Here is a 15,561-nt window from a genome sequence, read left to right as displayed (position 1 = left end):
CAGGCTTTTATCACTCATTTACTTTTTTCGGTTTGTTTATGGATTAAGAGGTCGATTTTCCCTCTTTTGGCACCTACAGTAACCGAGTCACCAGCTTTGATCCTGCCGGATAATAATGCGTCAGACACTACATCTTCGACATTATTTTGGAAAGCCCGACGAATTGGGCGGGCACCATATTCGGGATCAAATCCAGCTTGCGCGACTAAGTCAATGGCCGTTTTACTCATTTTAATCGCGATGCCTTGTTCGGCAACCCGCTCCAAAATTCCATGACTCATTAGTTCAACAATTTTATGCAGTTCAGTCTTGTTCAGAGAATGGAAAATAATTGTCTCATCAATTCGATTGATAAATTCTGGACGGAACCTTTCTTTTAAGGCTGCACGAATTTCACTGGACATCGCCTGATAATTGTCCTGCGGTTCCATAGCACCAAAACCAACATGCTTGTTATCACGCACACGCGTTGCACCTAAGTTCGATGTCATAATAATGATCGTGTTTCTAAAATCAACCTTGCGTCCTTTAGAATCCGTCATATAGCCATCATCAAATACTTGAAGCAATAAATTAAAGATATCAGGATGCGCCTTTTCAGCCTCATCTAGCAAAACAACTGAGTAAGGATGGTTGCGAACGCGCTCAGTTAATTGTCCGCCTTCGTCATAGCCGACATAGCCGGGTGCTGAACCGATTAAACGCGAAGCAGAGTATGACTCTTGGTATTCAGACATATCAACACGAATCATATTATCTTCCGAATCAAACATTGCCTCAGCTAGTGCTTTAGCCAATTCAGTCTTTCCAACACCAGTCGGCCCAAGGAACATAAAGGTACCAATTGGTCGACTAGGATCTTTGATACCAGACCGTGCGCGACGAATAGCCCGTGCCACAGCAGAAATAGCTTCATTTTGGCCGACAACCCGACGATGCAGAATCGCCTCCAAATGCAGCAAACGATCAGATTCCGACTTCTGCAACTGTGTTACCGGTACGCCAGTTTGCTGGCCGACAACTTCGGCAATATCTTTTTCAGTAACGGTCAAGCCATAGCCATGCCCTTTGCTGCCGTTGATCAAAGTATCTGTCTCAATTAAGGCTAACTGTTTTCTAATCTTGATTTCATCCTGGCGGATTTTAGTAGCTTTATCGAAATCTCCAGAGGAAACGGCATCATCCAATTGGTCACGCAACTGTGCCAGATGTTTTTCCAATTCGGCTTTTTTGTCTTCAGGCTGAACTGTGTCGATTCTGACTTTTGCTGCCGCCTCATCCATCAAATCAATCGCTTTATCCGGCAAGAATCGATCCGTGATATAACGTGAACTTAATTTGACCGCTGCTTCAATCGACTGATCAGAAATATTCACATGGTGGTGCTCTTCATATCGAGGGCGCAGACCCTTTAAAATCTGCACTGAGTCATCTTCATTCGGTTCATCAATCGTTACACTGGCAAAACGCCGTTCCAAAGCCTGATCAGATTCAATATACTTCTGATATTCATCAAAGGTCGTCGCACCGATTGTCTGCAGTTCACCTCGAGCTAAAGCTGGCTTCAGCAAATTTGAAGCATCCAATGCGCCTTCGGCACCACCGGCACCAATTAACGTGTGCAATTCATCAATAAACAGGATGACCTGCCCATCGTTGTGAATTTCGTTAATAATTTTCTTTAAACGATCTTCAAATTCACCACGATATTTCGTACCGGCAATCAAAGCGCCCATATCCAATGCCATTAAACGCTTATGAGCTAAATCAAAAGGTACTTGGCCACTGACGATTTTCTCGGCTAATCCTTCGGCAATCGCTGTCTTTCCGACACCAGGTTCACCAATCAAGACAGGATTATTTTTCGTTCGGCGACTCAAGATCTGAATCACCCGATGGACTTCTTGGTCTCGTCCGACGACTGGATCAATTTGACCCGCCTGAGCCATCGCGGTTAAATCCCGAGACATTGAATCAAGTGTCGGTGTTCCAGCTTGATTAGACTGATTTTGTACCTGAGCTGCCCGCTGCTGCGTTGGATCAACACCAATTCGCTTGAAAACAGCTTTCGTCAAATCCTGCAGACGAACATCAAGGCTGACTAAAATCCTCGAACTAAGAATAGACTCATCATTTAGCAGAGCCAACAACAGATGCTCTGTGGCGATTTTTTTTGCACCCAAGCTTTGTGCCTGTAAGGCAGCGTTCTTCAGGATTTCCTGTGCCTTCGGCGAATAAGCCAAAAAGCCGGCTGTCACATTCTCATGTGAACCGTAACCTGTAAATTGTTCGATTTCATTTCTAATGTCATCATCGGTAACGTTATAGTCTTGAAGAACTTTGCTGGCCAAGCCATCTTTTTCGAGTGCCAAAGCCAATAACAAATGTTCGGAACCGACAATTTCATGTTTAAAATACTTCGCCTGTTCTTGGGCCAGAAGTAAAACATTTTTTGCTGAAGTTGTGTATTGATTATCCATGTGTGTTTGTACTCTCAAATCTCAGTCGATTGACCATGCCAACAAGGACACGAGCCCTAACTGTGTTTTCAGATACTTTATCAGAAATCCGCAAAGAATTCTTGTCAATGGCTGCCGCCATCAGATTTGCCTCACGTTCGCTGACCACTTTATCATTCAATAGTGCCGTAATAATTTGTCCAGCATTATTCTCACCAATCGAATCACCGATATAATCGATCAGTTCATCGAAAATTTTGGTATCGTCAACCAAGTCAACATGTTCAATACGAATATATCCGCCGCCGCCTCGCTTGGATTCGACAACATAACCGTTTTGCAGTGTAAATCGTGTATTAATCACGTAATTAATCTGGCTTGGCACAACAGCAAAACGACTGGCGATTTCGCTGCGTTTAATTTCAGCAAAATCATCCTGACTGAGGATTTCCTTTAAGTATTGTTCAATTAAATCTGATATATTCGCTTCTGCCATTATTTGACCATTCCTGACTATTATTATAAACGGAAACGGCCGGAAAGACCAACCCTAAAAAGTTGGCTCTTGTTTAGCGGCCTTCCAGATGTATATCGACTTCCTGACCATCTTTTAATTTAGTCAATTTTCGTCGTGCCGAAAACCAAGCTGGCGTCAAAGCTAGCAAAGATCCTGCCCAAGCTAAAGGTGATCCAAGAACTGCACCGGTATAACCAAACAAGCCAACAAGAACGAGGCCGGCGAAAGCTCTCATAGATAATTCAAAGATACCGGCTACCGTGGGTACCGATGCATTACCCAGGCCTTGTAAGGTATACCGTATCAGGAATAGAGTGGCCAGCAAGATATAGGGCCCTCCGTTAACCAGAAAATAGGTACGTGAAAGTGCCAATACATTGTTCTGCTGACTTCCAGCGCCCAAAATAAACTGAATCAGATAATGGCCGAAATTAATTTCCAAAATCGACATTAAGACCGCCCAGCTGCCGCTAACAAACAGGGCCTGTTTAACTCCCTCCAAAATTCGTGAGTATTTTTTTGCGCCAAGATTCTGAGCTGTAAAAGTGGCCATTGTGATCCCCACACTCATCATTGGTAAAGTTGCCAGTTGGTCAATTCGTGAAGCCGCGCCTGAAGACGCAACAGAATCAGTGCCTAAGGTATTCAAAGCTGTTTGCAGGATAACAGCACCAATCGCGATAATTGAATTCTGAAAAGCCATCGGCAACCCGGAGTGAAGATGCTCTTTGATATCTGACCAGCTTGTATGCCAATCCTGACGATGAACTTGCAAAACGGGCAGAACCCGATAGATATAGACAAAACTGATGGCGCCGGAAATAAGTTGTGCAATCACAGTAGCAAAAGCCGCACCGGCAACTCCCCAGGAAAAAACAACAACAAAGAGTAATTCGAGAACAATATTGAAAAAGACGGCCACAATGAGAAAAATCAGCGGCGCACGCGAATTGCCAACCGCACGCATAGCGTTGGCCGCGAGATTATAACTCATGGTTGTGAACATAAATCCTAACAAGATAGTAAGGAAAATATTTGCCTGTTCCATGACAGCTTGTGGTGTTTGCATTAATTGAAGAATTTCCTTATTAAATACAACAGCAATAAAGGTCATAATAGCAGTCAGTGCGGCTGTACAGATAATTGTCGTTACCATAGACTGGCGAACGCCTCTTAAATCTCCTGCACCGAAACGTTTAGCTGTGATAATTGCAGTACCCGCAGTAAAACCTTGTGCAAAACCTACCAACAGCCAATTGAGAGTTGTAGCTAAGGAGACTGCAGCCAAGGCATTAACACCCAGCGTGCGCCCGACAATAACCGTATCTGTCAGCGTATATAACTGCTGGAAGAGATTCCCTAAAAGCAGCGGAATCGTAAAGAAAATTATTAATTTAAGAGGTTTTCCTTCAGTCAGGCTATGCATAAAGTTGTCCTTTGTTATGTGTAAATTTTGTAATTAATCCAAAGATCCCGGTTTGAAGGTAGTGCTGATTGCTTCTGACTGAATGCTAAGAAAAAATTTAGGGTTAAAAATGAATGTGATGCATATGATTTTTTTTGAAACATAAGCCGCTGCGCATTACTGTAGATTTCTAAGCGTTGTGTTTTGGTTTGGTTTCGAAACACCAATGCTGCTTGTTTCCGCTCATCCCGAGCAGCCAATGTAAACAATAATGCTGGTACTTGATCACGATCCGGTTGACCAAAAAAACTCTGCCAATCCAAAAAACGCGTTCGGTCAAGCCAAGGCCACATTTTGCTTTTGGCAGATTGCGCAAGAATCTGATTAACAGACGACCCAGACAGTTTTATTGCTTGATAGCCTTCTGCCTGCAGCCGAAATTGAGATAAATGATCACGTACTACATCCAAGTTCTGATCAGCGGATTGGCCATTGTTAAATTTAGCCGATAGAGAATCATCCTCAAATAAACTATACGAAATTTGTTTCACGGGTTCGCTGATTTTTTGCTGCAGTTGTGGAAGAAACGCGAATGTCAATGAGTTCTCGTGAACAGTCACCTCTGCATTCCGTTGATGGGCTTTCAGGTGTGCATCAAATACAACCTGATCAAAAAAGACAAGTCGGTTGGTGGAAGGAGAGAAAGTATACTCGTCCAAAGACGCCGTAAGACCATTGACCGAAATTCGAGTACCATTTGCATTTTCTAGTGAATACTCATTGAGTGCCTGATCAGAATTGTCATAAGTTTTAGTTATTGCGGCTTTCATAACTTTTTGTTGACTATTTGCGTTCTCTTGCCAAGAATTTCTCCGGCCTATGGAGCCTTGCAAACGACGCATTATCCTAACTGCAATAAGTATATATTATAGAGTTTTTTACTCGCTTTGAGAGACAAATGACAGTGTTTTTAAAAGCAATCTTTATCACAATATTTTCGATATCACTGTAGCCGCAAAACAATCTCAGCTATTCGCTATTGCTGAAATTTAATGACTTGCTTTAGGGACGATTGTTGGAATTTTTGTTGTCATAGGTCGCCGCTCGAGTTTTAAACTTAGTTTATGTTGCTAAAAGAAATTATTTTCAGGACAAGTGCCAAGAAGGAAAATACCTACCCTTTTAATCTGCCCTGGTTTTTGCAAACGGACAAAATACGTTTCTCGACTCCCGTGACAATTCTCGTGGGCGACAATGGATCCGGCAAATCTTCGCTCATGGAGGCCATTGCCTTATCGAATCAAGCGATAGCAATGACTGGACAACCACTACTGCATAACCCTGAATATGCCGCAATCGAAAAACTCGAACCATACCTCAGCTTACACTGGCAGCAACAGAATAAGCGTGGTTTCTTTTTTCGAGCCGACGATTTTATTTCTTTTATCAGGGAGACGCAGCAAAGAAAATATGATGCACAGCAGGAACTAAGCCAGATTCAAGATCCGCATAGCTTGGCTCGAATCCCCTATCTGCATACATTATACGATCTGGCACGCTTGTATCCGATTGATTTGGATAAGGTATCGCATGCTGAGGCGTTTCTGGAAATTTTTAAGACACGTTTCAGGCCTAATGCTCTCTACCTATTAGATGAGCCCGAAGCGCCACTCACATCTGAAAACCAGCTGTCACTTATTTATCTCATTCACGAAGCTGTCCTGCAAGGAGCTCAATTCATCATTGCGACCCATTCGCCGATTATCATGGCCTACCCAAAAACGGACATCATGCAGCTATCGGATACCGGACTGAAAAAAATCAGTTACGACCAAATTCCGCAAGTATCTTTTTTACGCAATTTCTTGGATTCGCCGGAAAGGTATTTCTCAAAACTTTTTTCTGACTCAGATGATTTGTGATTTCAAAACATCATGAGCAAATGCATACTTTTTGCTTGTACATATTTAAACTAGGTAATGTTTAAGCTATTATTAAAGACAATTATTCGGAGGTAGAAATTGGAAGAAAAAGGAACACAAATCGTTAAAAGAGGCATGGCTGAAATGCAAAAAGGCGGCGTCATCATGGACGTCATCAATGCAGAACAAGCTAAGATCGCCGAAGAGGCTGGTGCAACAGCTGTTATGGCATTGGAACGCGTCCCATCAGACATTCGAAAAGCTGGGGGCGTTGCAAGAATGGCTGATCCGGCTATCGTTGAACAAGTACAAAATGCTGTCTCGATACCAGTCATGGCTAAAGCGCGAATCGGGCATATTGTCGAAGCTAGGGTTCTAGAGGCTATGAAAGTTGACTATATCGACGAAAGTGAGGTTTTGACACCCGCCGATGATGTCTATCATATTGATAAGAAGGCCTTTACGATTCCCTTTGTTTGTGGCTGCCGTGATTTAGGCGAAGCTGCCAGAAGAATCGGTGAAGGCGCTGCAATGCTTCGTACCAAAGGAGAACCAGGTACTGGTAATATCGTAGAAGCTGTCCGCCATATGCGTTTGGTCAACAGCCAGGTTCGCAAATTGGTCGGCATGTCATCAGATGAAGTGATGGTTTATGCAAAAGAATTAGGCGCACCTTATGAAGTTTTGATGGAAATTAAAAAAGCCGGCCGCCTGCCAGTTGTTAACTTTGCTGCCGGCGGTGTGGCGACACCATCGGATGCTGCTTTGATGATGGAGTTGGGTGCTGATGGCGTGTTCGTTGGATCGGGCATTTTCAAATCTGAAAATCCAGCAAAGTTCGCTAAAGCAATCGTTGAGGCCACGACTTATTATAAAGATTATGCTCGTATTGCTGAACTCTCTAAGGGACTGGGCAACCCGATGAAGGGCATCGATATGAGTGTTCTGACACCGGCTGAACACATGCAGGAACGTGGGATTTAAGGAGTTGCCCATGACAGTCAAAATCGGTGTCCTGGCGCTTCAAGGTGCTGTTAGCGAACACGTGAAAGCATTAGAAAAATCCGGCGCACAAGCAGTCACAGTTAAGCATCCTGAAGAACTTTCTGATTTGGATGGTCTGGTGCTGCCTGGTGGTGAAAGTACAACTATGCGGCGTTTAATGGACCGAAGCGGTTTGTTTAAGGCTGTTAAACACTTCGCCAAAAGCAAACCTGTCTTTGGGACATGTGCCGGATTAATTTTAATGGCCAAACAAATAGAAGGACGCAAAGGCCCTCATTTGGCTTTATTGGATATCGATGTTAAGCGCAATGCATTCGGCAGCCAAGTAGATAGTTTCCAGACAACATTGCAGATCAAGGATGTTGCAGAAAACTTTGACGGTATCTTCATCCGCGCGCCATATATCAAGAGCGTTGAGGATAATGTACAAGTACTATCAACCTATGAGGAACATATAGTGGCCTGCCGGCAAGGCCGATTCTTAGCTTGTGCCTTTCATCCTGAATTAGCTGGTGATAGTCGTTTTCATGATTATTTTGTGAAAATGGTCGAAAACGAAAAGCAATAACTGCTTTTTTCCATATTAAAAACGCGCCAATCCGGCGTGTTTTTTTGTACTCAGATTTAATTAATCAATAGCCTGATCTTGAACATGCTTTTTTTCCAAGCGCGTTAATTCCGCTTCAGCTTTGACCATATGATCTTCATAATGATCCAATTTCCAGGTCAAATGATCGATTGCAGCCTGCAGATCATCTCGTTTTTCTTCCATGACTGATAACTGTTGTTTTAACAAATCTTTTTGTTCAGCGATATGATCCTCACTGGAATCTACTAAATGAATATAGAGCAATAGATTTTCAATACTCATACCAGCCGACCGCATCTGACGAACAAAGGTTATTCTGCCAATAATTCGCTCATCTATATCGCGAATACCGGAACTCGTCCGATTAATTGGCGGAATCAAACCAATTTTTTCGTAGTAGCGGATTGTATCAGAACTAACTTTAGTTATTTCACTTGCCTCTTTTATATTCATAAAATAATTGTCCCTTCCGTATTAACTTTTAGGCCGATCAAATGACATACTATCGAGCCAGCAATATTAATTGCGATTATGCCAGAATAATTCATTGCAAAATGAGATGAGAAATTTGCAAAAATACGGTCAATTAGCCTGAAAGTATCGTCCGAAACGTTTCCTGAACAATCATCACTAACTGATATTCTTTGATAAAGCTCTCAAATGTGCTGTACTGATCCTCGTAACTTATCTGGCCCAGTCGAGAAATATTATAGTCCACTAAATTCAGACTGTCTTATCTGCCACCTAACCAATCCGCTGCCTTCTATTTTTTAACTGACACCAGTCAATCCGACTATTTTAAGTGTTTAGAAAAAAATGAATTTGACGAGTTTTGTCAGCAACATTTTAATTTTTAAGATTTTTTAAGGCAATGAACATAGTCCTAACCAGGTGCTTATAATGAAACAACTGATTTCCTTCAAGACCTTGACCTGGAGTTTACTCCAAGGTTTATCATTTGGTAATTAGATCAAAAAGGAGCAATACATGAAAATTATTATTCTTGGGGCTGCGGGTCAAATCTCGCGGCAATTAACAGAACGATTGCTAAAAGAAACAACGCACGATTTGACTTTATTTGCACGAAACGCTGATACGCGTTTGCAAGATTACGCAGCTAGCAATCGTGTCACACTTATTTCCGGTGATCTGACCGATCAGCAAGCCGTCACTAATGCAATCGCAAAACAAGATTTGGTTTACTTGGACTTTGATCGTTTGCCAGTAGTCAGCACAGTGATTTCGGCAATGGATACTAACCATGTGAAGCGTCTGATCATTGCTGGTGCTTTGAGTATCTATAACGAAGTTGTTGGTGAATTCGGGCGTTGGAATAAACGCATGATGGGTGAAATCTCGCCTGAACGTCGCGAAATGATCAATAAGATTGAAAATAGCGATTTGGACTATACCTATATGCGCATGACTTGGTTATATAACCAAATTGGCAACACAAGATACTTTACAATGCAAAAGGGAGAACAATTTCGCGGTGCACAGGTCACACGACAGGCGATCACGCAATATGTCTTAGATTTAATCGCCGATCCAACACGGGATCTTCGAGCTTCGGTTGGAATTGCAGAGCCCGGAACCGAGGACTATCCCAAACCAAGTTTTTACTAAATCGCGTTCTTAAAAAGAGCGGACCCCCATCCTATTTTAGAAAGAGGTTACTCATGAAAACCCGTGTTACCCTATTTATCGCCGCTATCGCCATTATCGCGACCGCCGTTATCGGATTCGATCTTCTGCGCGGCCAGAACAAAAATTCACCAACCACAACCGTCAATCAAAATGTATCATCTAATAATCAAGGCGGCAAAGTTAAAGGAAAACAGAAAACACTGATCGTTTATTTTTCTAGGCGTGAAGCTGCATCCAGTATTTACAAGGATAGAGTTTTAAAAATCGGAAATACGAAGCAGATCGCCGGTATGATCAAAAGCAAAACCAATGGCGTCGAATATGAAATAGTCCCTGTCAAAGACTATCCAAAGAGCTTTGACAGAACATCGGAGGTTGCCCAGCAGGAACAAAATGACAACGCACGACCGAAAATTAAAAATCCTATCCCTGATGTCAGTCAGTATGACACAATCTTTATCGGTGCACCAGTATGGTGGGGAGATTATCCAATGGTCGTTCATACATTCTTGGACGCAGTGGATTTGAATGGCAAAAATGTCGTTCCCTTCTCGACACACGAGGGGTCCGGCTTAGCTAACTACCCCGAAGTACTACGCAGGCAATATCCCAAAGCCCGTATTTTGAAAGGTTTGGCCATTCGAGGAAGCGATGTTGCATATTCCCGCGGCGACGTCCAAGGCAGAGTTGATCGTTGGCTTACGTCACTTGGATACTAAAATTATGAGGTGAATTATGTTAAAGAGACATGAAGCGGCCCTGTACGCAACTTGGCTGATCATCCTAGTAGCCATTCCAGCGCCGCTTGTTTATTTCCTAAATCAAAATTTGGTTGATACCAGACAAAATATTTTAATCTATAGTTTCGGCGTGGTTGCTTATGTCTGGTGGCTGACAATTGTCTTCTTATCGACGAGGCCAAGATGGTTAGATCGTTTGATCGGGCTTCCAAGCATGTATTTTGCTCACGCATTATTGGGCGTCTTGGCTTTATCCTTTGCAACACTGCACAAATTACAGGCTTTTTCGATTGATGAAACAATTAAAAATCTTGGTAACTATGCCTGGTATTTGTCAATTTTCAGCATTGCTTATGCTATTTTCTTCATGTCAGGCTGGCTAGTGGATCGGATGAGGTTTCTTAAAAGAATCAAAAACCAGCTTCATTTTATATTCAAACACCAACTATCTTTGTGGATTCACCGATTGAATTTCGTCATCATCGGACTCATTTGGCTGCACGTTCACTTGATCGGACGAATCAGCGGTATTACAAACTTCATCATCATTTTTGATATTTATACGATCTTCGCTCTGTCTGCTTATGCTTGGCATCAATTCATTTCATATGATCAAAAGAAATATAGCGGACAGGTAATTGGCAACTTCCCACTAGATGCAACCACGCAGCAATTGGTTATTAAATTGGGACAGAAGGCCGCGGATTACCGAGCTGGCGATATTTTCTTTTTGAAATTCAAAAAGAACCCCGTTATATCTAGCGAGGCACACCCCTTTTCTGTCACTTCTTCTCCAGACGAATCACACAAGGTTGTGACTTTTACAATTCAGCGTTTGGGGGACTTCACCAAAGCAATTAATCGCGTTGCTATCGGCAGCGATGTGCAATTAGAAGGGCCATTCGGTATGTTGGACGCAGTTGTAGCTGATAGTGCCAAGAAAAAACAGCCAGTGGTTTTATATGGTTTGGGCACTGGTATTGCACCTTTACGAAGTTTGGCAGTTAAATACGCTAACAAGGCAGCAATACATGTAATCTGGAGTACGCATCGCAACTCAGAAATTTACTATGATGAGGACTTTCTTTCGTTAAAAAATAATGATGCCCATTTCAAATACGACGTCAAAAAAGCTCGTTTCACACAAGAAAATCTGACGTCAATTTTAGACAAAACGGAAATCAGTGCTGCACGATTTATTATTGTTGGTTCTGCCGCTATCGTCCTAAATGTCGAAAGCAATTTAAGAAAGATCGGGGTAGCTGGTAATCGTTTAATCGATGAACGCCTCACAATGTGAATACCTATTAAAAATGCCAAGAGTTTTTATTGCTCTTGGCTTTTTTAATATCACGCTGGCCATTTAAAGGTCATTCTCATTGACGAATTTCGTAATAGCTGCTGTTGCATTAGCTGTTAAAGCAGCACCGACATGTGTTCCTGATGCAATCGCCCACTTTTTGACTGAAGGCAGACTTTCTTTGATCGAGCTTTGTCCACTTGTCGTAAAGGGCAGAATTTCCTTGTCCTTTAAGTCGTAATTATCAAAGAAACTAGCGATAATCATTGGTGCTTGATGCCACCAAGTCGGAAAGCCAAGCATGATTTTCGTTTCTCCGGATAAATCAAGTTTCTGATCTTGAAGTTGCGGATGAACATCTTGTTCAACTTCAGATTTAGCCCGATCAGCAAGTGTCGAAAAATCACTTGGATAAGCCTTCACAGGCTCTAAACGATAAATCGCTGCCTGAGTCAGCTTGTGCAACTCGTTAGCTGCTTGAGCCGTCGTGCCGGACTGTGAAAAATAAACAATAATCATTTTTAAAATTCCTCTTCTTTTCTTTTATACGCTTGTCTGTGCCTGAAAATGATCCCAGTACTTCTGTAAATAGGTCAAAGTGATGCTGGTAGGATGCTGAATTAATTGCAAGGGCTGTCCAAATGCCATCACTTTGCCACCGTCACTGCCGCCCTTTGGCCCCAGATCAATTAAATAATCAGAATTAATCATAATAGTCATATCGTGTGTGATCACGATAATCGTTGCACCATTTTCTTTCAGCTTGTCTAAGACACCTAGCAGGATCTGAACGTCCCTAGGATGAAGGCCGATGGATGGCTCGTCAAAGACAAACAGTGTCCCTTTTTGGCCGCGCGTTAAATGTTTGGCTAGTTTTAGCCGCTGGGCCTCACCACCTGACAAGCTCGGGGTACTTTCACCAAGATGCAGGTAACCCAGACCAACCTCTGCTAAAAGCTGAAGCTGCCGCTCAATAGTCGTCTCCGATTTAAAAACCGGTAAAGCAGCTTCGACAGACAGATTCAATAAATCAACAATTGAATAACCGTGCCAGAGTATTTTTTGAACATCATCAATGAAACGTGTGCCATGACAATAGGGACAGACCTCTTCAATATCTGGTAAATATTGAATGTCTAGAGTCATTGTGCCAGTTCCGCCACAGTGTGGGCAAGCGCCTTCTTTGCTGTTGTATGAAAAGTAAGAAATACCGAAATGTTTGGCCTTTGCGGCTGGTAATGACGCGAAAATATGCCGCAAATTGTCCATGATACTTGTATATGTGGCCAAGGTCGAACGGCCATTTTTACCAACTGGCGATGAATCCACACTGATCACTTCATGCAGATCAGTATTTAATTCAGTCACCTGTTTTGGCAATTTGAGACCGCGTTTTTTATCTTGGATCGCATTGACCAAGCTATCTAAAATCAAACTAGTCTTGCCAGCACCGGAAAAACCCGTGACGGCTGTCAGACGATTATCAGGAAATTCGATAGCAACATTATGCAGATTAAAATAATTCGATACGGTTAAATGCGTTTCGTGCAATTTTTTCGACAAATCTGTCAATGCTGCTTGTTTGGGCCGCAAAATCTGAGCCTTGCCTGAAATAAAGGGGCCAATCAAAGATTTTGGATTATGTGTCAAAGATTCAGGCGTCCCTTCAGCAATCACGCGGCCGCCAGCATCCCCAGATCCCGGGCCAATCTCAATCACCCAATCTGCTGCCGCAATAATCGAGCTCTCGTGGTCCACGACGACAAGTGAATTGCCTTGTGCAATCAAGGCACGCATGACATGAATCAGACCGCGAATATTGTCCGGATGCAGGCCAATTGAAGGCTCATCCAAGACATACAAAACACCAGTTGTTTCCGTTCTGAGCGTTCTGGCAAGTTCAATCCGCTGTAATTCACCCGTTGACAGGCTGTTGCCGTTTCGAGATAAAGTCAAATAGCTAAGGCCCAACTCTAATAAAGGCTGCAGATTATTATCAAGATCGGCAAACAAGGCCCCGGCCATCTTTTGCATATCCGCTGGCAGTTGGGCTTTAGTTTGGCGCTCCCATTCGGGTAATTGGCTTAAAGTCAGATTGCCAACTTGTACAATCGTCAGGCCAGCTACTAATTGCGTTAATAAGTCCGGATTCAAGCGTGTGCCATGGCAAACTGGACAAGTTGAAAAATGAAAGAAGGCGTTTAATCGAGCTACTGACCGATCGCTTTTAGAACTTTTAACAGAATCATAGACTGCATCATAGGCATTTTCATAGAGAGCTTTGTCCGTATGGAACACGCGGCCTGTACTGCTTCTGAAATCGACTTTGTATTGTTTTTTCTCACCATGCAGGACGATATCTTTTTCTTTATCCGTCAAATCTTTATAAGGGACATCCGTGCGAACGCCGATATTAGCAACCACAGTCGGCATAAAATTCCGTCCTGGCAAACGCCAAGAAGCTACAGCGCCTTCAGCTAGCGTCTTATTCTCATCGTCAATAATTTTCTCCGGATCAAGTTCGCGGATACGCCCCAAGCCATGGCATTCGGGACAAGCACCGGTCGAATTAAACGAAAAATCCTCAGCACTTTTTGCCATAAAAGCAGCACCGCAGACCGGGCATGTTATCTGTCCCATTTTCTCGCCCGACATAGCCATTGCTTGAGCGATCGCCATACTTGGTTCCAAACGATGTCCGTTGGGGCAGACGACCGAACCTAGACGAGAAAAAATCAAACGAACAACATTAAAAATTTCGCTCATTGAACCAACTGTTGAACGATCCGAAGGAATGCTTGGCCGTTGGCGTAAGGCCAAAGCTGAAGGGATATGTTTGACAGACCGTACCTGAGCACTTTTGGCCTGTCCAATACGATTCTTGGTATATGTCGACAAAGCATCAAGATAACGCTTAGAACCTTCCGAATAGAGAATGCCCATGGCTAATGAACTTTTTCCTGAACCCGAAGGCCCGGAAATGGCCACAAATTTATTCAGCGGAATATCAACGTCAATATTTTTCAAATTATTGACGTTACCGCCCCGCACTTCAATATGATCGATCTCACTCACCTGTATTGCCCCTTTTAATCAATTCCAATTTATTTGTTCCAAAGAAAACGCCCGATCAAACGATTAACCTGATTATTGCGATGCAGCCGGCTGTGCTGTGCTTGACGGCCCTTAATCTCGACTTCGCGATAACTTTTATAGCGGCCATTCAACAAATATTTTAAAGAACGTGCCGAGACATTAGTGACATCCCCATCAGAATTGCTGCCGTTTTCCAAATTACCAAAAATATTTAAAATATCAACACGATTTTCAGGAAAGCGATTACGGCGGGCGAGCATCACTCGATAATAACTATTCAAGTAACGCGGCCGACCCTTAGCCAATAAACGATTACGGTTTGGCTGATCGTCGATTCCAACAATGCCGTCAAAGTGCCCGGCAATGTCAACTTGTTTATTAATTTGCGGCAAACGCGGATTATTGCCATCAGCTAATTGATAATACATCAGCGCCAAATTACCCATTGAATGAGCCACAACATTGACGCGCTTGATCTGATAATTCTTTCTCAAATCCTGAAGAATATTGCGCAGCCAACGGCCGTCTTCATTGTAGTTGCCATTGCGGTTATTCTGGAACAGAACTTGGATCAAAGGCTGCTTGGCATTTTTAGGCCAGCTGCCCTGTAAGTGAACTTTGCCAAAAGGCGAAACGCGGGCAGTCAGGACCTTCGTCGCGCCTTGATGCTTGACAGCATAAGCAATCATGTCATTGCTAGAATTGGCCGTGCCGCCGAAACCATGCAAGTACAAAGTCGGTACACTTTTAGCACGATTACCAGCTTTAGCCGGTCGGCCATAAATCAGGAAATAAGCAAGAACAAAAAGAAACAGCAGCAGAACTGCTGCTGTTATAATCAGAAGAATTTTTTTATTGTGTCCTTTAGCTTGAACCATCCT

14 protein-coding genes are annotated in these 15,561 nt (G+C 42.9%); 6 read left to right on the top strand and 8 right to left on the bottom strand.

From position 1 onward, the window contains the following. Positions 1-14: 14 nt before the first annotated feature. The 4 genes from OKIT_RS04660 to OKIT_RS04645 all read right to left on the bottom strand — a co-directional run bounded on the left by OKIT_RS04660 (position 15) and on the right by OKIT_RS04645 (position 5,211). On the bottom strand, positions 15-2,480 hold the full coding sequence (locus tag OKIT_RS04660; protein ID WP_007745750.1) for an ATP-dependent Clp protease ATP-binding subunit: 2,466 nt from the start codon (positions 2,478-2,480) through the stop codon (positions 15-17). Further along, the gene (locus OKIT_RS04655) at positions 2,473-2,955 is read right to left on the bottom strand and encodes a CtsR family transcriptional regulator (protein ID WP_007745749.1); all 483 of its coding nucleotides are present in this window, start codon (positions 2,953-2,955) and stop codon (positions 2,473-2,475) included. The genes OKIT_RS04660 and OKIT_RS04655 overlap by 8 nt, the downstream gene beginning before the upstream one ends. 73 nt (positions 2,956-3,028) lie before the next feature. Beyond that, the gene (locus OKIT_RS04650) at positions 3,029-4,402 is read right to left on the bottom strand and encodes an MATE family efflux transporter (RefSeq protein WP_007745744.1); all 1,374 of its coding nucleotides are present in this window, start codon (positions 4,400-4,402) and stop codon (positions 3,029-3,031) included. Between the two features lie 14 nt (positions 4,403-4,416). Next, positions 4,417-5,211 (bottom strand): hypothetical protein, encoded by a 795-nt coding sequence (locus OKIT_RS04645; protein ID WP_028291644.1) that lies wholly within the window; start codon positions 5,209-5,211, stop codon positions 4,417-4,419. A 294-nt stretch (positions 5,212-5,505) separates the two neighbouring features. On the opposite strand from OKIT_RS04645, the gene OKIT_RS04640 reads away from it, so the two are divergent. The 3 genes from OKIT_RS04640 to pdxT all read left to right on the top strand — a co-directional run bounded on the left by OKIT_RS04640 (position 5,506) and on the right by pdxT (position 7,876). After that, complete coding sequence (locus tag OKIT_RS04640) at positions 5,506-6,303, top strand: AAA family ATPase (protein WP_007745741.1); 798 nt, start codon at positions 5,506-5,508, stop codon at positions 6,301-6,303. Positions 6,304-6,402: 99 nt separating this feature from the next. Beyond that, positions 6,403-7,287 (top strand): pyridoxal 5'-phosphate synthase lyase subunit PdxS, encoded by an 885-nt coding sequence (gene pdxS, locus OKIT_RS04635; protein WP_007745739.1) that lies wholly within the window; start codon positions 6,403-6,405, stop codon positions 7,285-7,287. A 10-nt stretch (positions 7,288-7,297) separates the two neighbouring features. After that, positions 7,298-7,876, top strand: a complete 579-nt coding sequence (gene pdxT / locus OKIT_RS04630; protein WP_007745738.1) for a pyridoxal 5'-phosphate synthase glutaminase subunit PdxT — start codon at positions 7,298-7,300, stop codon at positions 7,874-7,876. 60 nt (positions 7,877-7,936) lie between these two features. Here the strand turns inward: pdxT and OKIT_RS04625 are convergent, their stop codons facing one another. Further along, a complete protein-coding gene (locus tag OKIT_RS04625) occupies positions 7,937-8,350 on the bottom strand; it encodes a MerR family transcriptional regulator (RefSeq protein WP_007745737.1) in 414 nt (137 codons plus the stop codon). 534 nt (positions 8,351-8,884) lie between these two features. On the opposite strand from OKIT_RS04625, the gene OKIT_RS04620 reads away from it, so the two are divergent. The 3 genes from OKIT_RS04620 to OKIT_RS04610 are packed head-to-tail and all read left to right on the top strand — an operon-like array spanning position 8,885 to position 11,584. Beyond that, positions 8,885-9,523 (top strand): NAD(P)H-binding protein, encoded by a 639-nt coding sequence (locus tag OKIT_RS04620; RefSeq protein WP_007745736.1) that lies wholly within the window; start codon positions 8,885-8,887, stop codon positions 9,521-9,523. 53 nt (positions 9,524-9,576) lie between these two features. Next, positions 9,577-10,263: a flavodoxin gene (locus tag OKIT_RS04615; RefSeq protein WP_007745734.1), complete on the top strand. Its 687-nt coding sequence runs from the start codon at positions 9,577-9,579 to the stop codon at positions 10,261-10,263. Between the two features lie 16 nt (positions 10,264-10,279). Then, positions 10,280-11,584: a ferric reductase-like transmembrane domain-containing protein gene (locus OKIT_RS04610; protein ID WP_007745733.1), complete on the top strand. Its 1,305-nt coding sequence runs from the start codon at positions 10,280-10,282 to the stop codon at positions 11,582-11,584. Between the two features lie 63 nt (positions 11,585-11,647). Here the strand turns inward: OKIT_RS04610 and OKIT_RS04605 are convergent, their stop codons facing one another. From OKIT_RS04605 to OKIT_RS04595, 3 genes are read right to left on the bottom strand one after another with little or no spacing between them, the layout of a single operon-like run. After that, on the bottom strand, positions 11,648-12,103 hold the full coding sequence (locus OKIT_RS04605; RefSeq protein WP_007745732.1) for a flavodoxin: 456 nt from the start codon (positions 12,101-12,103) through the stop codon (positions 11,648-11,650). A gap of 24 nt (positions 12,104-12,127) precedes the next feature. Then, positions 12,128-14,659, bottom strand: a complete 2,532-nt coding sequence (locus tag OKIT_RS04600) for an ATP-binding cassette domain-containing protein (protein ID WP_007745731.1) — start codon at positions 14,657-14,659, stop codon at positions 12,128-12,130. A 29-nt stretch (positions 14,660-14,688) separates the two neighbouring features. Continuing rightward, positions 14,689-15,558, bottom strand: coding sequence for an alpha/beta hydrolase (locus OKIT_RS04595; RefSeq protein WP_007745730.1), 870 nt, complete (start codon positions 15,556-15,558; stop codon positions 14,689-14,691). Positions 15,559-15,561: the final 3 nt, after the last annotated feature.

Origin of the sequence: Oenococcus kitaharae DSM 17330, from assembly GCF_000241055.1 — a bacterium.
Taxonomy (GTDB): Bacteria; Bacillota; Bacilli; order Lactobacillales; family Lactobacillaceae; genus Oenococcus; species Oenococcus kitaharae.
This window is presented reverse-complemented; position numbering and strand designations above follow the sequence as displayed.